This window comes from Telmatocola sphagniphila, assembly GCF_018398935.1.
GTDB classification, from domain to species: Bacteria; Planctomycetota; Planctomycetia; order Gemmatales; family Gemmataceae; genus Telmatocola; species Telmatocola sphagniphila.
In genome coordinates, this window is the sequence record NZ_CP074694.1 from 4,239,954 (window position 1) to 4,265,134 (window position 25,181).

The window sequence follows — 25,181 nt, forward strand, 5'->3', positions numbered from 1 at the left end:
TTAGGACTTCTTTGATGTAATTTTTTATTAATTCCCATGAGTGCCAGTATGAACCTCACTCCTCGTCTCCGACGACGTCGTGCGTTTACATTGATCGAACTGTTGGTCGTTATCGCGATTATTGCAATTCTGATCGGATTGCTGCTCCCAGCCGTACAAAAAGTTCGCGAGGCCGCAGCCCGTATGGCTTGCTCGAACAATCTAAAGCAGCTTGGACTGGCCGCTTTGAATTACGAAAGCAGCTACGGGTTACTGCCCGCCAGCTTCACGGTGGATGCCACCCCCGGTCTCTCGGCGTATCCAGCCGTTGTGCACGGTTGGGGCATTTACTTCCTGCCCTACATCGAGCAGGGAAATATTTATTCCCAGTATAATTTCAAACAACCGTTCGTAGACACGCACTTTTCCAATAACGTTGCAGTAATTTCGAACTACATCAAGATCATGAACTGCCCATCCACGCCGCGCATGGGCACGACTTTCTCCGATACTTATGCAGGCTTCCCATTCAGTGCGAGCGTAGCCGACTATGCACCGGACGATGGTATCAATGGCGGTTCTTCACTAACCAACTTCGGTTATCCTTCTACCGCTACTCTGCAAGTTGGCAGTGCGATGCGGCCCAATATCAAGGGCCCAGCCGCCATCCTGGCGGCCTTTGGCGTGGTACAGAGCACCCAGAACACGATGCTGGCCGTGACCGACGGAACTTCGAACACAATTCTGTTAAGCGAAGATGCCGGACGCCCCACGCATTATGTAAACGGCCAATTGATCCCTAATTCCACCTCCAATGGATTCGGTTGGGGTGATTTGCAATCTGAATATGGTCTGGACGGGACCAACCCGGTCATGGGATCGAATGGCTATTGGCAGGACATTCAACCCGGAAGTTGCGTGATCAACTGCTCGAACGATAACGAAACTTATTCTTTTCACACCGGAGGGGCCAATCACGTGATGTCGGATGGCTCTGTGCAATTCATCAAGCAGTCGATTGCTCCCCGCGTTTATGCTGCTTTGGTGACGGCCGCTGGTGGCGGGTTGATTCCCGAAGAGACCAGCCCAAGTCCCAACTAATTTCTTTAAAGTTCAAACTTCGAGTTGAAGAACAGAAAAATGATTAAGCTTCGATGTATCTCATTGGTCTGTCTATTTTGGGCGATGGTCGGTTGCGATGGCCCGCCCAAATTCGCCCCGGCCATTCCCGTGAAAGGGGAAGTTTTCTTCAAGAAGACGACTCCGGCGGATGGGGCATTCATTGTCTTTCAGCCGAAGTCCCCCGAATTGATGAAATCCATGGGAGGTCGGGCGCCGTCGGCCCATGTTAGAGAAGACGGATCTTACGAGTTGACAACCTACATGGATAAAGATGGGGCTCCCGAGGGAGAGTACAATGTTACCATCGTTTGGGAGAAGGCTCCCAAAGAGGCCAAAATGGTAATCAACGATCGAGGTGCCGGTCCCGATCGACTCCAGGGCAAATACGGGAATCCTTCGGCTCCCAAATTGTCTGCAAAAGTCGAAGCGGGTAAAAGCAACAGTTTCCGCTTCGAAGTCGAGTAGAGCCTGTTTCTCCAAACGCTTCAAATTCTCTGAATTGCGGCTGCCAACTTGCAGCGGCAATTCTTCCCTTCGCGAATTCCATTCATCTTGACAGTTTTTACCCCTTCTGCGAATCTGCGTCATTCGATCGGAAGGAGCCGAAGAATGATGGTTTCTCTAAGAACGCAACGCTCGCTGAGCCTGGTTATGCCCGCGTACAACGAGGAAGCGGTAATCGAATTGGCCGTGCGGGAAGCCGACGAAGCTCTTTCCACTTTAGGGATCGCCTACGAAATCATCGTTGTGGACGACGGCAGCCGGGATGCGACCGCCGCGATCGTGACCGATCTCGAATTTCCGAATGTTTTCCTGGTTCGCCACGAGACTAACCGGGGTTACGGCGCCGCCTTGCGGACCGGGTTCGAATCGGCACGGGCCGATTGGGTGGCTTTCACCGATGCTGATGGCCAGTTCCACCTGGAAGACTTGGCGCTGTTGTTTGAAAAAACCGATACCGATTCCATTGTCGTCGGCTACCGCATTGACAGGCAGGATCCCTGGCAGAGACGCTTCTATTCCTGGGGCTACAACAAACTGATTCGCCTGATGCTGAAAACCGGCGTTCGAGATTGCGATTGTGCTTTGAAGCTGTTCCGCCGCGATGTCCTCATGGATATTTTACCGACTACTCGCGGATTCTTCGTAAATGCGGAGATGATCTGCCGGGCTCGGGCTCTCGGGGTCAGCATCGGTCAGGCAGGCGTCCGGCATCGGCAGCGTCGTAAAGGGGAAAGTAAAGTCTCCCTAATGGATATTCCCCGGACGCTGCGCCAATTGATTCCCTTCTGGTGGTCCCAGCGCGTTACTCCTCAACCGGTTTATCAAGTTACCCATGCCGTTTACAATTTGGGCTACCCCGCTTTGCGGGCTCCGCTGCATCAGCCCAAAAGCGAGCCGCAAAAACGTGCCGCCTGAGCGTCTTCCTGCTTGTAATCCCCTGCCGGATCGTGTCTACTGATAGGCGCGATGAAGAACTTTTTCGATCCCATGAATTTGAATTGGGAAGCCCGGTTGAATGTCACTGTAGAAGTGATGAAGGAACTGAGCTGCGCACGCGATCCGCAGGCGATGAATCAGGTTTACGCCCGCCGGATGAGCCAGCTTTTCCCGACCGATCGGATCATTTCACTCAGCCGCCGCGGCCTCAATCCTCCCGCGGTGAAAGTCACCCGCTACAACCTCTGGCCGAACATCGTCAATCCCTGGAAAGAGAACGGTAAATTACCGATCATCGAAGGCGGTTTCTTCGGCGAGTTGATTTACAACAACGCTCCCGTCATCATCGACGAATTGAAAATCCCTCCGGATGACCCGGCGGCGGAGTATCTCGAGAATCAGCAATCTCTGCTCGCAATCCCCCAGTACGATCAGGGGGAGGCTCTTAACATGGTCATTGCAACTCGGGAAATGCCGTTTGCTTTCCCGCACGAGCGATTTCCCGATCTGGTCTGGATGAGTAACCTGTTTGGCCGGGCGACCCAGACAAGCGTGCTGACGGAGAAATTGCAAGAAGCCAAGGCCGCCAGTGACTTTGAGATTCAGACGATTGGGCGAATGCAACATGCTTTGCTCCAAACGAATCTCCCCAAGATTCCCACACTCGATCTGGCCGTCCACTACCAGACTTCCTCGAAGGCCGGCGGCGATTACTACGATGTCTTTCCACTCCCCAAAGATCGCTGGGGCATTCTGATCGCGGATGTCAGTGGCCATGGCACATCGGCAGCGGTTCTCATGGCCGTGGTCCATTCTCTGGCAAAAACCTACACGGGGCCGCCGTGGCCCACTGGCTTGCTACTTTCATCGCTGAACCAACACCTGGCCCGGCATTTCACGCGGCCGTTCGGCTCTTTCGTGACGGCTTTTCATGCGGTCTACGATCCGAACCAGGGCACGCTGCACTACGCGAATGCCGGGCATATTCCGCCCCGACTTTTTCGCTGTTCAACGCAGGAACGGCTGGAATTGGGGAGTACACCCCGCTTGCCTCTGGGAATCACCGAAAAGGCGGAATACCCGGAACAGATCGTGGAGTTAACGCCGGGCGATCAGGTGTTGTTCTTCACCGATGGAGTGATTGAAGCGACCAATTCCAACGGGGATTACTTCGGTATTGAAGGGATTGATAACGCTTTGTCGTCCTGTCCTGTGGGCGCTCAGGCGATGTTGGATTCGGTTTTAAAGGATCTGGCGGCGTTTACCAATGATGCCCCGCCCAGCGATGACCGCACGCTTCTGGCCGCCAAGTTCATGCGGTTGACCTGAAGATTCTCAGGGGGCTTCCCAGCGGACGGGAACTTTAATCGTTCGCGGTAGCGGGTCTTTAATCTGAATTTGCAATTCGGTTTCACCCGTTTTTAAATTCTCGGTTTCCAGGGTCACTTTCACACTCGCGTACCCTTCGGCGAGCGCGAATTTGGTTTGCAAATTGGGCAGTTCGCATTCGATTTTGTCGATTTCGAATTTTTTGCCTTCCTCCCTCGCCCGCAGCAGCAGGCGTCCGACGACGGCCTTCTGGCCCTGAACCCAACGAAGCGTCAATTTCTCCGGCTGGACTGCAATGCTGTTGGCCGCGTTTTTAACCAGCCGTATGGGAATCTTCAATTCGGGATAATCGGGATCCTGAGTATCGAGAAGGAGAATATCGGAATACTCCCCCACGGGCATATTGGCCTTGGTTTTGAGCTCGATGGTCTGTGTCCCGGAAGCGTCGATGAGCCCGATATGAGTTTCCAGAAAAGTGAGGCTGGTGCGAACGGCTCGTACCGCTTTGGGTTGAGCTCTCCGGTCGTGGAGAACAATTTTGGTTTCAAATGTCGATTCAAAATTCCCGGCAATCTGCACTGGCGTGATTTCAAGTTCCCGGGTCAATTGAGCCGTGAAAAGGATCTCCTTTTCGTAGCTGTTCCCCGACTGAGAATACTGGACCGTAGCTTTCCATTGATTTGGGCCGGAGTTCTGGGTGATGGTATTCAGAGAAAATTCGAGAGTCGTCGATTGACCCGCCGGCAGCTTTTTCTGCCCGATCTTTGGCTGTTGGCAGCCGCAAACCGTGACAATATTGGTGATTTCTACCGAGTCGGCCGAGTCGTTTTTCAACTGAATAGTTTTTCGCAGAATCGTGCCCGTCTTGACGGCCCCAAAATCGTGCCTTGTGGTGTCGAAGGTCAGTGGCGGGTTCGCCTGGGTTAGAAACAGCCAGAATAGTAGGTTAGCAATCATTCACTAGAAATAATCCCCCGCATCCGGATGTGCAAGGCGAGCTTAAAGCTTCTCGGGACGGAATTTGGCAGAAATTTATCAAACGATGGCGGTTTTTGCCCCGTTTGAATATTTGCAGTCGCTCCCCGGGGCCTTTTGGGCGACATTCAAAAATATTTTGGAAAATATCGCATTCCGCGCGAACCTGAAGCTTTTCAAAAGCATCTCAGGGGTATCGTTACCCGGTGAATTGGGAAAATTTTCGACGAAATGTCGCAAGATTTGAATCTTGCGGCGTTATAATCTTGAAGATTCCCGCGCCTCAAGGTGCGAGGTATTTTTTTGTTCGAGGAAGAGAGCACTCTCTTCACTCCTTGTTTACTGGAGGATTATCCATGGCGATCATCAACCAAAACGCGGCGATCAATCTGCAAGCCAATCTGGCCCTGCGGAATCGTAACGTCGTTGTCGGTATGATGGGTCAGGACTCCTCCAGCCTGTCTCATTGGCGACTTCTGTCGCCACATATGCCGGAGACGATTTATTCGAGTGAGCTACCCACTAAACGCAGTGGGAAACCCACACGAGTCGGTCGACTCGCAGACGCATGTGATGTTGGTTGTGCCGGGCGTTCGTTTACCGTACCGATCCCAGCAGGTGATAGGACGAGTTTTACGAACAGGACCGTAGTAGGGACGTCCCGTTTAGACCGCTCAGTGGATTATCGCGATTGCCAATCGAACGATACTCCCGGTCAAAAACAGGGACAATTGCAAGGTAACTTGCAAGTCTCGATAACGGCCCCAGACCAGGGCAGATAAGGAACGGCGTTATAGACATCATCTACTAAATTTGGTCCTCACTGACCTGGGCGAAGGCTTCTGACGAAGCGAAGAACCCTTTCAGACAAGTACCATTCGATGGGGATGATAGGTCGATAACGCGACCCCGACAACCGACTACGATTCCCGATTGGAATTGCGTGAATTGCTGAAAACAGCCGATTTCACCGGTCCGCCTGCCTCCGCAAGCAACCGCTGAATACTCTCGTTTCTCCGCACTTCACAACGGCTTCCGGACCTCGGCATTTGCGCCGAAATCCGATAGCCAACCGCCGATGACACCCGCATTCATCACACTGCCGGGATAGCTGCTTCGTAGAGCGAAGCGAGCTGATGAATCCCGCAATAAGGCAGGGAATGCTCCGGTGCAGGTCCAGTGCTTTCTTCCGCTATTTGATCCGGGAAGGAAGGACTGATCCCGTCTGGCGGTCCAAACAAAATTCATGGATCGAGACAGGAAATAATGATGAGCTGGACGGAAGTGACGGAACTGGTGCTGAAAGCACAAAATGGCGACCGAGCAGCGTACGGAACGCTGGTGGAACGCTTCCAGGGCGTGGTCTTCGCCACGGCGATGACCCGCGTTCAGGACACCAATGAGGCTCAGGAACTGACCCAGGAAGTGTTCGTGCATGGTATGCGAAAGCTGCCACAGTTGCGCGACCCGCGCTGCTTCGCGGGTTGGCTGCGTCGAATCGCGGCACGCATGGCCATCAACCGCCTGACCCGGAAGGGGCTGGTGCGTGGTAGCGAACCGGAGTTTCTCGATTCGGTTCCCGGCCGGAGCGAATCTCCCCTGGAATCGATCGAACGGTCGGAAGCCAAGGAAGAACTGCGGGAAGGCCTGAAGCAGCTGAAGCCGCTCGATCGGGAGACGCTGGAAGCCTTCTACCTGCGCGGCCGGTCGCTCAAGCAGATGAGCCGGGAATTCGAAACTCCCGTGGGAACGATCAAACGTCGGCTCCACGTGGCTCGCCTGCGACTGAAGGATGTCCTGGAGGATGGCCGGCAGGACACTCCGAATGAAAACATCCCGGCGAACCGCCCGCGCCGGATCTCCAGTAAGCAAAAAGCGTTAGCCGTTTAAAGGAAAAGGACGAGGGAATACCTCGTCCTTTTCGCGTTAATTCACTTTTCGATAGCCCCCTTATCAGGGGGTGCCCGGCGGCATGTACAACTTGGTGCCCACCGGCAATTCCGAACTTTCGTTCACCGAAATATTGTACTTCTTGATCGACTGCCAGGCGCTTTCGTTCCCGAGCACGCGACGGGCGATATCTTTCAAAGTTTCGCCGTTGCCCTGCACGGTATAAACCCGCAAGCTGGCGAAAGGATCATTTGAGTTGGACTTCTCGTCCCGATTGTCCACGCTCGGCGGAGGAGACAGATCGCGACGATCAGAAGCCGGAGTAGTCAGGGAAGTCGTCTTGATGTTGCTCACGGGTACGAACTTGCCGTGGTTCTGCTCCAGCACCCAGATCGGCGGAATTCGCAGTTTCTTGCGATCGCTGGAAGGATTCGCCTCGTTGTAAGCCTGCAGGGCTTTCGCATACGAAGCGTCGTCATAGTACTTTTTGCTGATCGCGGCATAACTGTCATCGGCTTTGATATCGTGCCAATCTTCGTCGTAATCGCGATTGGTGGAACGGGTGGCCGATGAAGTCGGTACGGTCCCCGGTTCGCGATTTTCCATGGTCCGGGCTGGAACCTTGATCGTAGTGCGACTCGGCTCCGGCTTGATCTCGCTGCTCTCCATCTTGATGTCGATCGGCTTATTCAGATTCGAGGGAGTCGGCTGCAGCTCGGTATTTTTCGGGATTGATTTAATAGTGCCGCTACCACCATCCAGTGGTGTCGTATCCAGCGATTTCCAGCCGTTACTGCGGGAATCTTTTTTAGGTGATGTTTCAGGAGCGTCATCTCCCAATTTCGGTATATCCACTTTGGGAATGTCCAATTTTGGGATATCCTGTTTCGACAGTTCCGGACTCGACTTACTGGTTTTGTCGATCGGCGGAAGTTCAGGTGAAGAACCTCCCAAAGGAGGCAATTCCGGTTTCTTATCGAGACCGTTGTTCTCAGGCGACTTAGGAATCGCCAAAGCGCTGGTGTTAATTGGAGGCAAACCAGGTTCTTTGATGGAATCCGCGGAAGGAATCGTCAGTGGGGCCAGGTCTTTCGGGGGAGTGATATCCGTAGGCTTCTTCGTGTTCTCATCTCCGCCCCCCGGCAACTTTATGTCCGGGAGCTTGGGTTCTTTTACCGGTGGATCAATCGGCTTGATCGGCTCATCAAACGATACCGGTTTGATCAGATTCATTTTCGGCGATTTGCTGAAATCGTCATTCCCCGGCGTCAGCGGAGGCAGAGTCGACACGCTCGGTTCGAGCGTACTACCCTCGGTGGGTCTTAGGTTCAAAGATTTGGATTCGGGAAGATCATTCGGCTTTGAAGCGGGAAGGGTCGGCTCGGGAAGATTGACCGGCTTCAAATCCGGAAAATTCAGCGAGGGCGTTTCCAACTCCGAGGGTTTCTTAACTTCCGGCTCCGGCATCTTGGGTATATGACTCAGGTCGATCTTGATTTCGCCGGGGTTCTCCGGGAACGGCTCGACCGGAGCTTCTTTGACCGGTTTGACTTCTTCCAGCTTGGCCAGCGTCTGGTTGGGCTTTTCGTTGGTGAAGTTCGCACTTTTCGAGAGCTGCTTCACACCGAAAATGCCGCCCACCATGACGGCAAAGGAACCGGCCACCGCCAAACCCAAACGTGTTTCACGGGCCAGACCCCCACTCGCCGGAGTCGATTCCGGGGCCTCGCTGGTCGGCTTGGCTGCGGGCTTCATTTCCACCGATTTAAGATCAATCGGTTTCATTTCTATCGGTTTGTTATCGCCAGCCATTTGAGATCTCCTATCTCGACGCACAGAGGTCCACTCTGCTATGCTTTTCTTCTTACCACTCTGAGTTTAGCGCTTCGGGAACGCGGGTTATCCCGGCATTCCTCTTCGCCCGCCTGCACCGGTTTTCGGGTCAGGGACTCCCAGATATCCTTGTCGGCGAAGGCCTGCTTGACCGGCCGATCTTCGAGCGAGTGGAAGCTGATAATTCCCACTCGTCCCCCGGGTGCAATTCGCCGGGGCAAAATCCGCAACAGATTTTCCAGTACCGCCAGTTCTTCATTCACCGCAATTCGCAGAGCCTGAAAAACTCGGGTGGCCGGGTCTATTCGCTGGCCGGGCGATCGCGGAACGCATCTTCGAACCAGTTCCGCCAGTTGCTCCGTCGTTTCGAATTTCCGAACAGCTCGCTGTTCGACAATTCTGCGCGCCACTCGCCGACTGAGCCGTTCTTCCCCGTAGTGGTAGAAAATGTCGGCCAGTTCCTCTTCTTCCAGTCGATTCACCAGATCGGCCGCCGGGCGACCGGTGGTTGTATCGAGCCTCATGTCGAGCGGCCCGTTTTTCTGGAAACTCAAGCCGCGCTGGGGATCGTCCAGTTGCTCGGAGCAAATGCCCAAATCGGCGAGAAGGCCGTTCACTTTTTCTAATTTCAACTCTTCCAGCACGGCTTCGAACTGGTCGAAGTTAGCGTGGAAAAAGCGGACCGGCAGATCTTTTAAATTCTCTTTCGCCAAGGCCAGCATGCTCGGATCCTGATCCAGGGCAATCAGCATCCCGCCCGGCAGCAATTTTTCCGCGATCAGCCGGCTATGCCCACCCAGCCCCGCCGTGGCATCGATCCAGACTTCCCCGCTTGCCGGGGCCAGCAGTTCCAGAGTTTCAATCGGCAGGACGGACCTGTGCATAGAACGACCATCGGTGATAAGTCAAAATTTCAAACCGGTCAAGAGCGACTTGGCTATCATCCCCGGCGGGGAAAATAAAACAAGGGCGCGAAGATGGATCATTGGGGTAGATTCGAAGCGCTTTGGACGGTTGGGTAGCCGGCTGTACAATAACAATTATGAAACTGAACTTCGAAAAAGCGGGCGGACTGGTCTCGGCTATTGCTCAGGATGCGGATACGGGTACGGTCCTGATGATCGCCTGGATGAACGAGGAAGCGTTCGAGGAAACTGTAAAAACGGGTCGAGCAGTTTACTTCAGCCGAAGCCGGAATCGGCTTTGGCGTAAAGGCGAAGAGAGCGGCCATTATCAGGAAGTCCGCGAGATTTTCGTCGATTGCGATTTGGATGCCGTGCTGCTGAAAGTCACCCAAAAAGGGGGCGCGGCCTGTCACGAAGGCTACGAAAGCTGTTTCTTTCGGCGCGTGGCGGGTGACGGGTTGCAAATTGTCGGCGAGAAAATCTTCGACCCGTCCGAAGTTTACAACCGCTAGATCAACCTTCGATGCTTAAATCGCTGCCCCAGGAAGTCGGCTGCATAATCACTTTGCCGATTTTCGTGGCCTCTGCACTCCACAAGGCCATACCCACCAGATAGTTGATGCCGCCGATTTTCACCGGTCCGGCGATCCGAATCCACTTGGACTTGGCTTTATCCGCATCGGGCGATGCGACCAACCGGTGGAAAGTCGGTGCGAATCCGTCGATAGACAACTGGGTCGGCCAGACCTTGATGCGCGGCTTATCGCTTTTGACGACCGATTGTAATCCTCTCAACAGATCGCCCATGAGATTAGGCACATCCTGGGCGGTAATCGTCTGCTTCTGCTTACCTTGCGGAGCTACGACGATTAACCGGATGCGGGTTTCCAGGCCGTTGAAAATCAGCGTTCGCTGTCCCGCGGCGGGCGGAGGCGGAAACTCTTTGAGATTCTCTCTAAGTCCGGATTCCAGATCGGGAGGAGTTCTCGGACCGCCAAAAAATTTGACGAGGACGACGATTACCAAAATGACCGCGACTGCAATTCCGATATATGTCAAATATTCCGGGTCCTGGGCAGCGCTCTCCAACTTTTTGGCGACCTGGTCCACTTGCTGTGCGAACAGCATTGTTTGCTCCAATAATTGAATAGAATCATCTCCAAGGTTAGTTTCTAAACTGATTCGATAAGTAGCAAGACGAAAAAGGATTCGACATGCTTTCCTTCCTGTTTACCCTGTCGTTGCTGTTGCAACCGCCTGCCAGCCCGGATTTAGACTGGAAAAAGGCGGAAGCGGCCCATCTGAAGAATATCAAACAACTGACCTCCGATTTCGTACGCGCGGGGGAAGGTTACTTCAGTCCCGATGGCAAACAGATCATTTATCAGGCCGAGGAGAAAGGCACCGGAAATCCTTTCTATCAGATCTTCATTCAGGATCTGGAGAGCGGGCGCTATCGGAAAATCTCCCCCGGGCAGGGACGGACCACCTGCGCATTCTTTCGACCAGATGGGAAGAAAATCATTTTCGCCAGCAGCCATACCGATCCGGAAGTCAAGAAAACGCAAGAGGAAGAATTCAAACGGCGCGAAGAAGACGCCAAGACCGGTCGACGCCGTCGCTATTCCTGGGATTTCGATCCTTATATGCAGATTTACGAAGCCGATTTGGACGGTACCAAACTCAAGAACCTGACTAACAGCAAGGGCTACAACGCCGAAGGTTCCTACAGTTCGGATGGCAAACATATTGTGTTCTGTTCCAACCGCGATGGGCACCTGAACCTGTACATCATGGATGCCGATGGAGGCAACGTTCGCAAGTTGACCAACACGCCGAACTGCTACAACGGTGGTCCGTTCTTCAGCCCGGATGGCAAAAAAGTGATTTTCCGGAGCGATCGCAAAGAAAAAGATCGGCTGCAACTGTATGTGATCAATTCGGATGGTACCGGCGAAAAAGCGTTGACCAACAACGACAAATGGGTTTACTGGGCTCCCTACTGGTACAAAGACGGCCAGCATATCATCTACACGGCGGCCGATCATTCCGATGAGACGAAGCGACCGAACTACGATATTTACTGGATGAATATCGAAACGGGCAAAACCACCCGGCTGACTTATGCACCGGGTCAGGACGTATTGCCTGTTTTCAGTCCCGATTGCACGAAGATCTTGTGGACGAGCAGTCGGGATGGCCGCAGCCCGACGCAGTTGTACATCGCCGATTTCGTGAAACCGTAAATTTTACTTAGAGACTCTGCCAGAAGGGGTGTATTTGACCCATTCTTCAGGCATTACTTGCCATTTCGATCATTCTATCACAGCTTCTTAGAACCAAAGCAGAAAACGGTTCCCTTGTCCGTGCCGAGTAGGATTTTTCCGTCGGAGTACGCCGGGGAGCCGATAATGGCCCCGTCCAAATCGAATTGCTGCAGTTTGGTCCCTTTCAAATCCAGCACGTAGAAAGTTCGATCCAGGGACCCGATGAAAATCTTGTCCCCCACAATGATGGGGGAAGAATCAACGCGATTATCTGTCAAAAAATCCCAAACAGCCTCGCCTTTTCTGCGGTCGATGGCGTAAAGCTTCTTATCCCGGCTGCCGACGATTACCAGAGAATCAGTCACGGCGGCCGAGGAGTAGAATGCCTGCTGTCGTCTGGGTGCTGCGAATCGCCAGTTGATTTTCTCCTTTTTCAAATCCACTGCAATCACTTCGTTATTCATCGTGCCGACAAAGAGCTCTTCGCCTGAAATCGCGGCCGTAGCACCACAGGGACCGCCGAGATCGATGGCTGCTTTTTCTGCGCCAGTTTCGATCTCAATAATGTGCAGATTATTATCGCAGCCCGCGACAAACGTGCGATTGCCGACGACGGAGGGCACTCCATTGACCGGACCATTCGCTTTAAATTCCCACTTCTTCTTGCCGTTCGCTTCGAGGCAGTAGAGAGTTTCATCGTGCGAACCAATGAGAATGAGGTCTTTATAAAAATTGGCCCCGCCGGTGATTTCGCCATTGGTCTCAAAGGTCCAGATTTTGTTACCGGTTTTCAATTCGAGACAGTAGAGTTTCCCATCGACATCGCCGACGTAGATCCGATCTCCCTTGATACTTGGGGAGGATTTGATCGGCCCGAGTTTCACTTTCCACTTCAGATTGCCGGTCTTGATATCGATCGCATGCAAGTGTTCGTCGTAGGAGCCAACGTACGCCACCCCCTCGACGATGGCGGGTGCCCCTTCGATGGAATCTTTCGTACTGTATTTCCAAAGTTGCTCGAGTTTATCCGGGGACTTTTCCAGACGAATGCCGTCCTGCGCGGCGTCCCCTCGAAAAATGGGCCAGTCACTAACGTACTGAGAGTTCAATCCGGTAAGAAAAACCAGAAGCGAAAGCGGAGACATCATGTTGCGGCATCCCCAAGGAGAAAAATTTCAGGCTTTTCTCATTGTAGGCTTCAGGACAGCACGGCAGACAGAAAAGCCCGACTCAGCTCTTGCGAGCCGGCGACACGTCCGCCGTCTGAGCCCCTTGCCAGGCTTCGATGGTTCCAATCGGAAGCCAGAATTTGGCCTCGACGATGTGAAACGGAGCCTGCGCGGCCAGCGTGCTCACGGCATCGGTGATTTCATACTCTCCGCGGGGAGACAGCGGCAGTTCGATGTTAAAAACGCTTCTGGGAAATAGATAAGCTCCGATATTCGCAAGATGTCGGCCTTCGAGATTCGGTTTTTCAATCAGATTCGCCAGCGTGCCATCCGCTCGAGGAAAAACGATGCCAAATTTTTTCGGTTCGTCGACCGGATAGGTCATGATCCCGGCGGATTTGGATGCCAGTTTCGAGAGATCTTCGACCCCGTAAAGATCGTCGCCGTTGAGTACGAGCAAGCGGTCGCTCCCAATCTCTTTCTTGCAGGACATAAGCGCATCGCCCGTACCACGCGGGACCGGTTGCCGAACCGTGACCCAATTCTTCACGTGTTGCTGTTGCTTCAGATAATCTTCCACCTGCTCGGCCAGATAATTAACTACCACGACCAGCCGATCGACGGGAGGAAGTGCGCCGATGATCCAATCGAGGATAGGCCGTCCCTGGACTGCCAGAAGGGGTTTGGGAGTTTTCTCCGTATGGGGGCGTAGACGGGTACCAAATCCCGCAGCCAGAATGATAGCGTCCATGAAGTCACTCAATTTCGAAGTAGGAAGAAATTGATTTTAGCATGGTATGGGATTCGAGGTAAAAATGAGGGTGTTAATTTGCGGTAATGGCGTAAATTTTTTCGGCGAAAACTAGGTGGTGACTTTCCAGAGATAGCGATAGTAACGGGAATATAGTCAAGCCAGCGTTTCGGAATAGTCGATAAATCCGCTACGAAAGAGATAATGCGAGTTATCACGGAGAGGATCTCATGCGACGAATCATAGCACTGCTCGGCGTTTGTGGCGCCATTCTGGTGAACCAAGGTTGCAGCCATGTCGGGGGTAAATGCGACTGCGGACCTGATCCGGTTCCAGGTAGCTGCAACTACTACAACACGAATGTAACGGGCGGGGCAAATATTGTCGCTCCGGCCAGTATCACGCCGGCCCCGGCTAAAGCGACTCCTAGCGGGTATGAGGAAATTCTTCCTCCCAAAGATCTGAACAAGTAACGGACCTGAAATAAAAAGGGCCCGCATCCCAACTGGGTAGTTGGAGATACGAGCCTTAGGTTTCCAGGAAAGTTCTTATTATTTCTTTTCTTCCGGCTTCGTATCGGCCTTATTTTCGCCGCGCGAAGGCGGTAGATAACCGTAGTCGACTGGTTCCTGACGTTCGGGGATACGGACCCCCATGAAGTTCAGGAACTTGCGAGCTTCCACCACCTGCACGCCCGCATCCCGGGCTGCAGTCTTCATTTCCCCCATCTTACTCGTGATTTCCAGATAAGTTGCGAAGCGGGGATCTTTGACATTCACTGAATCCGAACCACTGTCCGGAGCCTTGGCATCCGGGCCGATGATGAGGAACTTGGTGTTGAGATTGATTCCAGGACCCTTGATTTCCCGGGTCTTCAGGTCGAGGTAGGAATCGACGATTACGCCCATACCTTCGAGCATGCGAATGAATTCTTCATTGGAATCGTGACCCAAACCATGCAGGTCGATCGCGCCCGTGAAGGCCACATGAATTCGTTCGTTGGCGGACCAGGCTGGGTTGTACAACTCATCCTTGCCGGTGATCGGATTCCGGATCGGTTCAACCTGATTCAGAATCTTGGCTCGCGAGGAGAAAGCATCGAGCACTTCCACCACTTCGACTCGGCCCTTGATCAGCTTTTCTTTTTCCTTGTTATCCCGCCAGGTTACCCCCTGGGGCAGAACGGCAAAGGTCGTATTCGGGCGGACGTTGACTGCGGAACCGAGATTGATGATCACAAAGTCGCCATCGACTCGGGTGATGGAGCCTTTTTTCATATCGTTCTTAATCAGATCCGGACCGTCGAAGCTCCGCTCGGCAATGAGTTTTTTGTTGAGTTTCAGGAACTCATCCCGTTTTTTAGCTGCCGTTTCCAGATCACGCTGCACCTGATCTTTCTCGTCTTTCAGGGCGTTCATCCCGGTGCTGAACTCTTTTCCCTGCTGATCCAGTCCTGAGGCGAATTTCTTGAATTCGGTTTCGTAGCGAGTGTTCAAGTCGCCGAACTTCTTATTCAGGTCGGCAATGTTCCTGTTGAATTGATCTTCGGCGGCTTTTTGCAAATCCTGAGCTTTAGCGGCGTTATCGCGTGCCTGCTTGGCATCATTCTTGGCCATTTCCTCGGCCTTCCGGGCATTCGTCAAATCTTTGGCAGAGTTATCGAGGAGTTGCAACATGCTGGCTGCGGGAGCGGCGGCGGGAGCATCCGAACCAGCGATATTATCCCAGTGGAAGCGATCTCCCAATTTGCCCTTGATGATATTCAGTTCATCGACGACATCTTTTTTGCGATTACCGAGCAAGCCTTCGAAATCGGATCGATCCTTGGCTTCTTCCACGCCGATGGCCATGCGGGCCGCCAGAAGGCGAGCATGCTGCTCTTCCACTTCGACTTGAGCCGTGGCCAACTTCTTCGTGGCTTCATCCTTCGCTTTGGTCAGGTTTTCCTGTTCCGAGTAACCAAAGTAGGTCAATGCCCCCAAGATGAGGGACAGAATGACGAAAAACACCAGAGTGATAATCAATCCCTGGCCAGCCCCCTCTTTTTTCTTCGCCATAACGAAAACTCCCTGAAGCGTGCAAACACTCAGACATCCGGTCGGAGACCGGGCAAGATGTGGTGCGATACCGCTTCTTTAATATTACCCACATTAACAAATCGGTGTCAAACAGATTGCGCGCCGGGAAAAGAATCGTTGCGACGTAAACTCCGTGCATGCCGAAAGTAACGGTCCTAGCCAGGAGTATTATGACTCTCAAAAATGGTATTATTAAGATTAGGATGGCAGTCGAATTTTCGCGGCCCGTATCCACTCTCAGAACTGGGGAACAAAGATTGTTCAAGCTAAAATCATTGTAATAATTCCAAAAAACTTGTTGACTTCGAACCCGTTTTGGCGCACTTATACTCCCCACGGATTTTGATTCACCACTCGTTTGTGGCCAAGGAGGGTCTGCAGCATGTTTTATCAAACCGAAGACAAAGCCCAGGGTTGGCGTGCAATGGTTACGTTTAAGGATGGCCGGTCGGAAGCGCTGTTGCTTCTCGGTCAATCCTCGACCCGAATTCGTTCCGGGTACATCACGGCTTTCAACGAAGTTCTCGACGACGAAGAGCGGATGCTGGCCGAAACCATCTCGCTGCAACAATGGGAAGGCGCGGCCGACGCTGGCCGTTGGAAGCACAAGACTTCCCTGAAAGTACCCGTCGAAAAGATGGCTACGGCCGCGGCTTAATTTCCCGGGAACTTAAATACTAAAGCGTTCCAGCGATTCCGAATCTTCGGGATCGCGATTCGAGCCCACTTCCATCGTCGTTACGCAAAGAAATTGCCCGCTTTCAGGTTCGTATTCGAAGACCTGGCCGGTTTCGAATTTGTAAACCCAGCCATGCAGCTTTACGCGATCTTCGTTCAACGCCCGGCTGACGGCCGGATGCGTTCGAAGATTGATCAATTGAACCAGAACATTTTCCTGGGTGGCGATATTCAGTCGTTCCCCCAGGGTGGTTGCCTGATAGCGTTCTTCCACGATCATTCGGGCCAGCTCGGAATGCTCCAGCCAATTTTTCAAAGAAGGCATTTTCTCCAGGCTGTTTTTATTCAGTAGCCCTTTCATCGCGCCGCAGTGGGAATGCCCGCACACGATAATATCCTTAATTCCCAGACCTTCGATGGCGAATTCGATGGTCGCCTGCTCTCCCGCCTTCAGATCTGGGCCATAGGGCGGGACGATATTCCCGGCATTGCGAAGAATTAGAAGCTCGCCCGGATCCGTCTGGGTAATCATGTTGGGGTTAATGCGGGAATCGCTGCAGGTGATCATCAGCGTTTCCGGTTTCTGACCATGGGCCAAATGTTCAAAGAATTCACGCTTCGACCGGAAAACGGTCGATTGAAATTCATGTATTCCCTTGATCAATCGATGCATTGCGGATTCTCCCGAGTCTACCTTGTTCCTGCGCTATCCTCTATAAACTAACAACCAGGCTGCTTTAATGAATACTTAGAGGTAGCGGCAATGCCGTATTTCCCTGAAGTCTCCAAAATCGCTTATGAAGGACCGGATTCCAGAAATCCGCTCGCCTTCCGACACTACAACGAAGCGGAAATCATCGATGGCAAGTCGATGAAAGATCACCTTCGCTTTGCCGTTTGCTATTGGCACACCTTCCGAGGCACCGGCAGCGACCCCTTCGGTCCCGGCTGTGCCGTTCGTCCCTGGGAGGATGGGACGGATAGCGTCGAGATGGCCGTGAAGCGAGTTCGAGTCGCTTTCGAGTTCATGGAAAAGCTGGGTGCCCCCTATTATTGTTTTCACGACCGGGACGTTTCGCCAGAGGGAAAAAACCTCGCTGAAACGAATAAAAACCTCGATGTAGTGGTTAAAGCCCTCAAAGAGGAACAACAACGGACCGGAATTCAGCTTCTTTGGGGTACGGCCAACCTTTTCAGCAATCCTCGCTTCGTGCACGGGGCTTCCACTTCGCCTAACGCGGATGTTTTCGCATACTCCGCGGCCCAGGTCAAAAAGGCCATGGAAGTGACCAAGGAACTGGGTGGCGTGAACTACGTTTTCTGGGGTGGCCGTGAAGGCTACATGAACCTTTACAACACCAACCTACGACGTGAACTCGATCACCTCGGCAGATTCCTGAGTCTGGCCGTCGATTACAAAAAGAAAATTGGCTTTACCGGCCAGTTTCTGATTGAACCGAAACCGAAGGAGCCCACCACGCATCAGTACGACACCGACTGTGCCGCCTGCATGGCCTTCCTGCGGACCTATGGGCTCGAGAAGGACTTCAAGTTTAATATAGAAACGAATCATGCGACCCTGGCCGGGCATACGATGCTGCACGAAATGACCTATGCGTCTTCGTACGGCATGCTCGGCTCGCTCGATGCGAATCGCGGCGATCTGCTACTCGGCTGGGACACCGACCAGTTCCCCACCGACCTTTACCTGACGGCCCAGTGCATGCTGGTCATTCTGGAACAGGGTGGCCTCGGTTCCGGTGGCTTGAATTTCGATGCCAAGGTTCGCCGGGAAAGCTTCGAACCGATCGATTTGTTCCATGCTCACATCGGCTCGATGGATGCCTTCGCGCAGGGCCTGAAAATCGCCGCGGCCATCCGCAAGGATGGGCTGCTGAAGAATTTTGTCAAAGAACGTTATTCGAGCTGGGATAGCGGAATTGGTGCCGATATCGAAGCGGGCAAAGCCAAGTTCGAAGAACTGGAAAAATACATGCTCGAAAAAGGCGATTCGGCCAAAAACGTGTCGGGTCGACAGGAAATGCTTGAAAACATCATCAACCGGTACATCCGCTAATGCGCGCTCCCGTAAGCCTTTCATTTCGTATCACGCGATGAAAGGCGCCCCTTTCACGCAACTGTGCCGACAAATGGCCTCGGCCAGTTCGAGCCGAATTGATCTACACACTCATACCACTGCCAGCGATGGAGACTGGGCTCCCAGTCTCCTGATCCAGCAAGCCATTCAGAAGAAAATTCAGGTTCTGGCCATCACCGATCACGACACCACCTACGGTTTCGAGTTAGCATCTCGAATCCCCTCGGTATCACTCACTCTCATTCCGGGCGTGGAAATCACAACCCGATACAAGGATCGGGAAACGCACCTTCTGGCATATCTTTTCGACCCTCTACATGCGGAACTACAAACGCTGCTGGCCCTTCTTCGGGAGCAACGCAGAGAACGATTGCGGGCCAGACTGGAACTTTTGAAAAAAGCCGGTTACCGAATGGAGATCGAAAATCTCTTCGAGGAGTCGATCCGCTCCCTGGGCCGACGGCATCTCGCCCGGCATCTGATTCAATCTGGCCAGGCGCGGAGCAGCACCGAAGCTTTTCAAAAGCACCTGAAGTTGCCGTCGGAGACGAGTTTGCCTCATGTCGGCGTCCCTTTAGAGCAAATGATCGACATGGTGCATCGGGCCGGTGGGTTGACCAGTTTGGCCCACCCGCCGCAGCATTTGACGACAGAGGAACTGCAGGACCTGAAATTCCTGGGTCTCGATGCGCTGGAGTGCGAATATCCCTGGGGAAAATCGAGTAGGACACAGCAACTGCGAGAAGTCGCGGAACAAGTCGGACTACTCATCACCGGCGGCAGCGATTTCCATGGCGATGATAAAGGTCCTCGGGCATTGGGCCAACGGGGAATCTCTCCGGTGGACTGGAGGCACCTTCTCTCCGTACATCAACAAGTGTCAATCTCCGTGAAATAATCGGACCTTTAACTGATCCAGATCTGCATTCAGGAAAATCCATGCTCGGTTCGTTCTTCAAGAAAGTCAAAAAAAGCCTGACGAGAACCCGCGAAGTATTCGGCGGGTTGGTCGATCTGGTACGCGGCCGCGGTAAGGTAGACAAGCAATTCCTGACCGAGCTGGAAAAACGCCTTTACCTGGCCGATGTGGGCGGCGCTGCGGTAGCCACAATCGTCGATCGGGTGAAGCAATCGTTCATCGACAAGGAAATTACCGGGGAAGTCGAAGAGTTCGTTAAGAAACAGTTGCGTGAAATGCTTTCGGCACCTACTCAAGGGGTCCAATTTGCTGGGAGCGGACCCACAGTTATCATGATCGCCGGTGTGAATGGATCGGGCAAAACCACTTCCATTGCCAAACTGGCGAACAATCTGAAACTACAGGGCAAAAAGGTCTGTGTGGCGGCCTGTGACACATTTCGGGCCGCCGCCGTGGAACAATTGACGATCTGGAGCGAACGGATCGGCGTGGAGATCGTCAAAAATCAGCAGGGCTCCGACCCGGCGGCCGTGGCGCACGACGCCTGCGAACGAGTCAAAGCCCGCGAATTTGATGTGCTAATCGTAGACACCGCCGGCCGGCTCCATACCCAAACTCATCTCATGCGGGAACTGGAAAAGATTCATCGCATTGTTCAGAAGCAGATACCGGGGGCTCCTCACGAAGTGTTACTGGTTTTGGATGCCACCACGGGACAGAATGCGATCGCACAGGCGGAGGAGTTTTCCAAATCCGTCAAATGCACGGGAATTATTCTCACTAAACTGGATGGCACGGCCAAAGGCGGCGTGATCTTCGGCATCAAGAGCAAGCTGGGGCTGCCAGTTAAGTACATCGGCGTCGGTGAGGGGTTGGATGACCTCGACATATTCAATCCCGATGAATACGTCGCCGCCCTGTTTGAGAAGACGTAAACGATCATTTGGCATTTCAGATGTTAACTGGTTCGAATTCCGCAAAGAGTTGCTGGCACTCGGCCAAGGTATTCAGCGGCTTGTAATCGCACGCCGCCCCGAACTCAGCCCATAGCGCATGCACGGCGGGCAAAGAGTGTGCTTTCGCAATAGCCTCCGCCGATAACCATTCGAAGATTTCAACGAGGGTGCCATCCGCCCCTCGCATGACATAGGCGGGTCGATCTGTTACCAGATTTTCTCCTCGCAATACCGCCAAATGCTTGCGCACGGCATTCAGAAGAGCCTCGTCCTGCCCCGGCTTGGGAGCATACGCCACAATTACGAAACGGCCCATGTGTTCCTCCAGATGCGGGAAGTCTTTAATTCATCGAGCGAGAACATGCAGTTTTATGAATATTATTCCAGGAATGAGTTGCTTACCAAATCAAAACTCACTCTCTAATGCCAGTGTATCGATCTGGATCTATTTCCGGCCGATTCAAGTGAAACTCCTTCTCACTCGCAATTTGTAATTGAATTCCAAACGATTTATCAGATTTTCTTTTCACTTTGAAATAATTCCGGATGTTTGCCGTCCAACAGGTGAGCGTGGCTATCTAGCCTCGTTGAATTTAAGTTGGAGATTAGGATGAGAAGAGTGGTTCGTCGAGCCTTCACACTGATCGAGCTTTTGGTAGTCATCGCAATTATCGCCGTTCTGATCGGCTTATTGCTACCCGCTGTGCAGAAAGTTCGTGAAGCAGCGAGCCGTATGAAGTGCCAGAACAATCTGAAGCAAGTCGGTCTGGCCATGCATAATTACGAATCGGCCTTAGGCGGCTTGCCACCGCGTGGGCAATCTTGGGTTCCCTATAGCGGCTGGGGTGTTTTCATTCTGCCGTATATCGAGCAGGAACCACTGGCGAAACTCTACAACTTCTCGGCCAATTTCTGGGATCCGTCAAACGCCTCGGCAGTTTCGCAACCCGTCAAAATTTATCAATGTCCTTCAACCCCCGCTAACCGAACCGTTTCGATCATCACCGACGATGATGCTCCCATCGTAGGAATCAACACTGGAATCTCGGCGGCCGTGGGCGATTACTTTGCTCCGAATTGCGTCGATGCCTACTGGTGGCCCGCGGCTCGCTACGCGGCGGCACTCGATGAATCGAACTGTCCGGCTCTAGGTTTGGGAACCCGGCGTCGATTTACCGATATTACGGACGGAACTTCCTCCACGTTACTCGTGGCCGAAATGGCGGGACGTCCCGATTGGTACGTTATGGGTAATAAACAGCCTACGAATGCCGGCTTGCGTTTCCCGAACTGGTGGGGACCCTGGGCCTCCTATCAATCCTGCATTTATAAAACCTGGTCAACCGATGGGTTCACCGAAGGTGGCCCCTGTACCATAAATTGCGACAATAGCCGGGGTATCTATGCTCTCCATACGGGAGGAGCCAACGCCGTCTTCTGCGACGGGTCGGTGCACTTTCTCCGGGTGGGACTGGATCGAGATATTTTCGCCGGGCTGGTCACCAAGTCGGGCGGAGAAATTCTTTCGGAAGACAGTTACTAAAAATTGGGTGTTTCATGTGGCAAGTAGCTTGTTTCTCACTGGTTTTTCTCCATCCCGGAATTCAAAAATCGGAGAAGAATCGCGAATCCATTGCTGCTCCCCAACTCAACCGCACCTTTGTTTTGGAAGGTGTCGGCGGCAAAGCCGATGGAACCGGCATCATCGGCCGGCTCGATCACCTGGGATACGATCCCGATTCAGACTGTCTGTTCGTTGCCTGCAAAGCCAATGGCTCTCTCGAAGTGATCGATCTCAAAAAGGGAAAGCGAATCGCAACTCTCCCAAACTTAGCGAAACCGCAAGGAGTGGGAATCTATCAAAACAAGGCCTATGTCACCACCGGCGGGGACGGCCAATTGCACCGGGTCGATCTCAAAAGCTTCAAGATCGAGAAATCGATCGCGGTGGGGGAGGACGCCGACAATGTGCGCGTATCGGAAGGTCGGATCTGGGTGAGCTATGGCGGCGATGGTCCAGGGGGAATCAAATCTTTTGATCCCGAGACGTTAGCAGAGAAGAGTTCTTTTAAGTTTCCCAAAATGCCGGAAGGATTCCGATTGAGTAAAGACAGCCGACTGTTTGTAAACATGCCGGCCGGCAAGCGTTCAACCGAAGATGGAACGCTGCTTTGTCTAGATGCGACAACAGGGAAAATTCACTGGGAAATAAAACTGAAAGGCCGGGGAGGAAATTTTGCCCTCAGCCGGGATGAGACCAACGACAGGCTGCTTCTTAGCACACGATTTCCGGCCAGATTGATCGTACTTACCGCGTCCAAAGGTGAGTTTATCGGCGATGTAGAATGTCCACCCGATTCGGACGACCTATTCTGGGATGCAAAAACCCGGCAGGTAATCGTTATCGGTGGGGGTCAGGCCGTTTCTGGATCTAATTATGGTGGCAATGGAGCCGCGATTGCCACGTATAGCGTCGATAAAACCGGCAAACCGATCCTTCAACATACTCTACCGATACCCGCCCATACTCGGACCGGATTATTCGTTCCGGAAAAACGCACTGTGTATGTTGCCGTTCCACCTTTAAAGGGTCAGCCTGCTGAGATTCGGGAATACTCTGTCCCCGAATAGAGATACCTATTACCAAATCTCAACCTGCGATTGGCGAACGAGATCAGGCCACATAAATCCCATTGAAGTAGTCCGAAGAGAACGCCGTATATTGCTGGTAGAACAAAGGAGTTTGCAGGAAGGGAGATACCGATATTCCCTGGAATATGTCCACGATAGGCGTGCGAGTCGGTCCCGTTGCCACGATAATATCCGCTCTCAAATTGCCTTGAAGGTCGGAGGCAGCGACGCGGGCGCCGGTTGTCGAATTCGAATTACCAAACGCATAAAAACTCTTAATCAGCTGACCGTTGAAGCCGTTGAAGATCTCGACGTTAGCCGGTGCCCCGTCGGTAGGTCCCGTCACGATATCGGCATATCCATCGCCACTCACATCCGCCGACGCCAAATAGATACCGCCGTAGTAGCTGGAACTATAGGGTTGAAAACTGCGTATCAAAGCGCTGGTCTGGCTATTGAAAATATTGACTAGCGGATTGCCGGTACTCGGATTCGAACTCGCCATGCTCACGATAATATCGTCGTTGAGCTGGGTCTGAGTGTTGCCCGCCGCAACGTAAATTCCGCCGCGATAACTCGGAGAAAAAGCATCGAAGCTGCGTACGAGTTGATTGGTTATCCCATTGAATACTTCCACATGCGGGTCTGCTCCTGAAAGCGGCCCGGTGATGATGTCCTCGTAAACATTGCTGGAGATATGCCCCGCCGCGATCGAGATGCCACCCATAAAATTGGGATCGTATGCGAAGAAGTTGCGAATCATACTGCCATTATTGCCATCGAAAACCTGAATATGCGGCCCGGCACCGACTTCAGCCGCGACGATCAGATCCTGGTAGCCATCGCCGTTCACATCACCTGAAGCTACTTGGACGCCGCCGAGGAAGCCGGGGAAGGCTTTAATGATGAAACGTAAACTCCCATCTGCATTGTAAACGTTGATGTTGGCGGCACTTCCGAACCCGGGTGCGATCGCATACATCAATTTCGAAGTGGTTGTTAGCACCACCCGTTGTTCGAGTGGCTCGAGACGTAATTGAGCCGAACGAAGCGAGAAGCTCTCAATCATGGAAATTCCTTATGCTTTCGACCCGCCCTGGTCTCTGATCTATCTGAATAAAATTACCCTGAGATCAATGGTAGCAAATAGCTGGCCAACTCGAAATCAATTATTGAACGTAAGCAATTATTCTCTAGGAGTTTAGGTCTGTTTGTAACCTTCTGATTGAGCTCCCCCCGTTTCAATAAACGCACGCGTTTGCGGTATCAAAGTTGCACGGTTTACGCTGCAAAGCTCAAAACCCAGGAGAACATCCATGAAACCTTCCCCAAAAGAACCTGCCAAGAAATCTCAACCGTCTAATGATCCCCACCGGGTATCGGAAACTAACAAAGAGGATTTGAATCCAGCCGAAGAACGCGGCGAGCGTCTCGATACTGGGAAAACGATTGCACGCGGCGGCAAACACGACGGTCCGGTTCCCGGTGCAGAGCCGTCCTCAGATCATGGGGAACACAAAAAGGACTGAAATGATAATTCGCACAGCCGTCTATGTGACTGTCGAAGTCGGTTAGACGACTGTCTATAGATGGATTGAGAACTCCCGCGCGTTTCGCGAAACCCGAGATCAAAAAAATCATGGATTCCTATACTATAACGCCGAGCCATCGGAACTCCCCCAGAACGACCAGTCAGGAACTCTGGGCATTGCTAGGATGGATTGGGTTGAGTTGCACGGCATCGATTAGTGCCGTTTTCATCTCTACAGGGGATTGGTTTCGCGAACTGCAAAAACCCTCCTGGAATCCGCCAAACTGGGTTTTCGGCCCGGTCTGGACAACACTTTACATCCTGATGGGCGTTGCGGCCTGGTATGTCTGGAGACAAGGGGGATGGAGGGCACAGAGAGGGCCACTAGCGCTCTTTTTGGTTCAACTAATCCTGAATGCGATATGGACCCCTTTGTTTTTCGGAATCCATGACCTCGGCTTAGCACTGCTGGATATCGGGCTACTTTGGCTGGCACTTTTGGCAACAGCAATCGCTTTTCTGCGCGTCCAAACACTGGCAGGAGGTTTACTGCTTCCCTATATCGCCTGGGTCAGTTTTGCAATGGCTCTGAACTTTAGGATTTGGCAGATGAATTCCTGAAAGTGAGTT

Annotated in this window: 27 protein-coding genes; 17 read left to right on the forward strand and 10 right to left on the reverse strand. The window is 52.8% G+C overall.

Features of this window, described 5'->3' with window-relative positions; all coding sequences use genetic code 11:
* Positions 1–48 precede the first annotated feature (48 nt).
* The 4 genes from KIH39_RS16940 (at position 49) to KIH39_RS16955 (ending at position 3,870) form a co-directional block, all read left to right on the forward strand.
* Positions 49–1,080: a DUF1559 domain-containing protein gene (locus KIH39_RS16940; protein ID WP_213494404.1), complete on the forward strand. Its 1,032-nt coding sequence runs from the start codon at positions 49–51 to the stop codon at positions 1,078–1,080.
* A gap of 39 nt (positions 1,081–1,119) precedes the next feature.
* Positions 1,120–1,566: a hypothetical protein gene (locus KIH39_RS16945; RefSeq protein ID WP_213494405.1), complete on the forward strand. Its 447-nt coding sequence runs from the start codon at positions 1,120–1,122 to the stop codon at positions 1,564–1,566.
* Positions 1,567–1,710: 144 nt separating this feature from the next.
* Positions 1,711–2,520, forward strand: coding sequence for a glycosyltransferase family 2 protein (locus KIH39_RS16950; protein ID WP_246539323.1), 810 nt, complete (start codon positions 1,711–1,713; stop codon positions 2,518–2,520).
* 51 nt (positions 2,521–2,571) lie between these two features.
* On the forward strand, positions 2,572–3,870 hold the full coding sequence (locus KIH39_RS16955) for a PP2C family protein-serine/threonine phosphatase (RefSeq protein WP_213494406.1): 1,299 nt from the start codon (positions 2,572–2,574) through the stop codon (positions 3,868–3,870).
* A gap of 6 nt (positions 3,871–3,876) precedes the next feature.
* Here the strand turns inward: KIH39_RS16955 and KIH39_RS16960 are convergent, their stop codons facing one another.
* On the reverse strand, positions 3,877–4,827 hold the full coding sequence (locus KIH39_RS16960; RefSeq protein ID WP_213494407.1) for a DUF1573 domain-containing protein: 951 nt from the start codon (positions 4,825–4,827) through the stop codon (positions 3,877–3,879).
* Positions 4,828–5,201: 374 nt separating this feature from the next.
* Between KIH39_RS16960 and KIH39_RS16965 the strand changes: the two genes are divergently transcribed.
* Positions 5,202–5,627, forward strand: a complete 426-nt coding sequence (locus KIH39_RS16965; RefSeq protein ID WP_213494408.1) for a hypothetical protein — start codon at positions 5,202–5,204, stop codon at positions 5,625–5,627.
* 484 nt (positions 5,628–6,111) lie between these two features.
* On the forward strand, positions 6,112–6,735 hold the full coding sequence (locus tag KIH39_RS16970) for an RNA polymerase sigma factor (protein ID WP_246539324.1): 624 nt from the start codon (positions 6,112–6,114) through the stop codon (positions 6,733–6,735).
* A gap of 63 nt (positions 6,736–6,798) precedes the next feature.
* Here the strand turns inward: KIH39_RS16970 and KIH39_RS16975 are convergent, their stop codons facing one another.
* Entirely contained in the window at positions 6,799–8,547 is a 1,749-nt protein-coding gene (locus KIH39_RS16975; protein ID WP_213494409.1) for a LysM peptidoglycan-binding domain-containing protein, read from the reverse strand.
* Between the two features lie 38 nt (positions 8,548–8,585).
* The gene (gene rsmH, locus KIH39_RS16980; RefSeq protein WP_213494410.1) at positions 8,586–9,452 is read right to left on the reverse strand and encodes a 16S rRNA (cytosine(1402)-N(4))-methyltransferase RsmH; all 867 of its coding nucleotides are present in this window, start codon (positions 9,450–9,452) and stop codon (positions 8,586–8,588) included.
* Positions 9,453–9,610: 158 nt separating this feature from the next.
* On the opposite strand from rsmH, the gene hisI reads away from it, so the two are divergent.
* Positions 9,611–9,985, forward strand: a complete 375-nt coding sequence (hisI, locus tag KIH39_RS16985) for a phosphoribosyl-AMP cyclohydrolase (protein WP_213494411.1) — start codon at positions 9,611–9,613, stop codon at positions 9,983–9,985.
* Position 9,986: 1 nt separating this feature from the next.
* Here hisI and KIH39_RS16990 read toward each other — a convergent pair whose 3' ends face one another.
* Positions 9,987–10,601, reverse strand: a complete 615-nt coding sequence (locus tag KIH39_RS16990; protein WP_213494412.1) for a hypothetical protein — start codon at positions 10,599–10,601, stop codon at positions 9,987–9,989.
* Positions 10,602–10,687: 86 nt separating this feature from the next.
* On the opposite strand from KIH39_RS16990, the gene KIH39_RS16995 reads away from it, so the two are divergent.
* Entirely contained in the window at positions 10,688–11,719 is a 1,032-nt protein-coding gene (locus KIH39_RS16995) for a DPP IV N-terminal domain-containing protein (protein ID WP_213494413.1), read from the forward strand.
* A 77-nt stretch (positions 11,720–11,796) separates the two neighbouring features.
* Here the strand turns inward: KIH39_RS16995 and KIH39_RS17000 are convergent, their stop codons facing one another.
* Entirely contained in the window at positions 11,797–12,888 is a 1,092-nt protein-coding gene (locus KIH39_RS17000) for an outer membrane protein assembly factor BamB family protein (RefSeq protein ID WP_213494414.1), read from the reverse strand.
* An 82-nt stretch (positions 12,889–12,970) separates the two neighbouring features.
* A complete protein-coding gene (locus tag KIH39_RS17005) occupies positions 12,971–13,660 on the reverse strand; it encodes a nucleotidyltransferase family protein (protein ID WP_213494415.1) in 690 nt (229 codons plus the stop codon).
* 230 nt (positions 13,661–13,890) lie between these two features.
* On the opposite strand from KIH39_RS17005, the gene KIH39_RS17010 reads away from it, so the two are divergent.
* A complete protein-coding gene (locus tag KIH39_RS17010; protein WP_213494416.1) occupies positions 13,891–14,133 on the forward strand; it encodes a hypothetical protein in 243 nt (80 codons plus the stop codon).
* A 78-nt stretch (positions 14,134–14,211) separates the two neighbouring features.
* Here KIH39_RS17010 and KIH39_RS17015 read toward each other — a convergent pair whose 3' ends face one another.
* On the reverse strand, positions 14,212–15,717 hold the full coding sequence (locus KIH39_RS17015; protein ID WP_213494417.1) for a hypothetical protein: 1,506 nt from the start codon (positions 15,715–15,717) through the stop codon (positions 14,212–14,214).
* A 403-nt stretch (positions 15,718–16,120) separates the two neighbouring features.
* On the opposite strand from KIH39_RS17015, the gene KIH39_RS17020 reads away from it, so the two are divergent.
* Positions 16,121–16,396 carry a hypothetical protein gene (locus KIH39_RS17020; RefSeq protein ID WP_213494418.1) on the forward strand — a complete coding sequence of 92 codons (276 nt, stop codon included), beginning with the start codon at positions 16,121–16,123 and terminating at the stop codon, positions 16,394–16,396.
* A 12-nt stretch (positions 16,397–16,408) separates the two neighbouring features.
* Here KIH39_RS17020 and KIH39_RS17025 read toward each other — a convergent pair whose 3' ends face one another.
* Positions 16,409–17,089: a carbonic anhydrase gene (locus KIH39_RS17025; protein WP_213494419.1), complete on the reverse strand. Its 681-nt coding sequence runs from the start codon at positions 17,087–17,089 to the stop codon at positions 16,409–16,411.
* 90 nt (positions 17,090–17,179) lie between these two features.
* Between KIH39_RS17025 and xylA the strand changes: the two genes are divergently transcribed.
* From xylA to ftsY, 3 genes are read left to right on the forward strand one after another with little or no spacing between them, the layout of a single operon-like run.
* Positions 17,180–18,493, forward strand: coding sequence for a xylose isomerase (xylA, locus tag KIH39_RS17030; RefSeq protein ID WP_213494420.1), 1,314 nt, complete (start codon positions 17,180–17,182; stop codon positions 18,491–18,493).
* A gap of 37 nt (positions 18,494–18,530) precedes the next feature.
* Complete coding sequence (locus KIH39_RS17035) at positions 18,531–19,412, forward strand: PHP domain-containing protein (RefSeq protein ID WP_213494421.1); 882 nt, start codon at positions 18,531–18,533, stop codon at positions 19,410–19,412.
* Between the two features lie 41 nt (positions 19,413–19,453).
* Positions 19,454–20,368: a signal recognition particle-docking protein FtsY gene (ftsY, locus tag KIH39_RS17040; RefSeq protein ID WP_213494422.1), complete on the forward strand. Its 915-nt coding sequence runs from the start codon at positions 19,454–19,456 to the stop codon at positions 20,366–20,368.
* A gap of 16 nt (positions 20,369–20,384) precedes the next feature.
* Here ftsY and KIH39_RS17045 read toward each other — a convergent pair whose 3' ends face one another.
* On the reverse strand, positions 20,385–20,705 hold the full coding sequence (locus KIH39_RS17045) for a hypothetical protein (RefSeq protein WP_213494423.1): 321 nt from the start codon (positions 20,703–20,705) through the stop codon (positions 20,385–20,387).
* A gap of 294 nt (positions 20,706–20,999) precedes the next feature.
* Between KIH39_RS17045 and KIH39_RS17050 the strand changes: the two genes are divergently transcribed.
* The gene (locus KIH39_RS17050; RefSeq protein ID WP_213494424.1) at positions 21,000–21,932 is read left to right on the forward strand and encodes a DUF1559 domain-containing protein; all 933 of its coding nucleotides are present in this window, start codon (positions 21,000–21,002) and stop codon (positions 21,930–21,932) included.
* 14 nt (positions 21,933–21,946) lie between these two features.
* Positions 21,947–23,020, forward strand: a complete 1,074-nt coding sequence (locus KIH39_RS17055) for a YncE family protein (protein WP_213494425.1) — start codon at positions 21,947–21,949, stop codon at positions 23,018–23,020.
* Positions 23,021–23,063: 43 nt separating this feature from the next.
* On the opposite strand, the gene KIH39_RS17060 is transcribed toward KIH39_RS17055, so the two are convergent.
* Positions 23,064–24,089 (reverse strand): FG-GAP repeat protein, encoded by a 1,026-nt coding sequence (locus KIH39_RS17060; protein WP_213494426.1) that lies wholly within the window; start codon positions 24,087–24,089, stop codon positions 23,064–23,066.
* Between the two features lie 247 nt (positions 24,090–24,336).
* Between KIH39_RS17060 and KIH39_RS17065 the strand changes: the two genes are divergently transcribed.
* Both KIH39_RS17065 and KIH39_RS17070 read left to right on the forward strand, forming a co-directional pair.
* Complete coding sequence (locus KIH39_RS17065) at positions 24,337–24,549, forward strand: hypothetical protein (protein WP_213494427.1); 213 nt, start codon at positions 24,337–24,339, stop codon at positions 24,547–24,549.
* A gap of 110 nt (positions 24,550–24,659) precedes the next feature.
* Positions 24,660–25,172, forward strand: a complete 513-nt coding sequence (locus KIH39_RS17070) for a TspO/MBR family protein (RefSeq protein WP_213494428.1) — start codon at positions 24,660–24,662, stop codon at positions 25,170–25,172.
* The last annotated feature ends 9 nt before the right edge of the window (positions 25,173–25,181 follow it).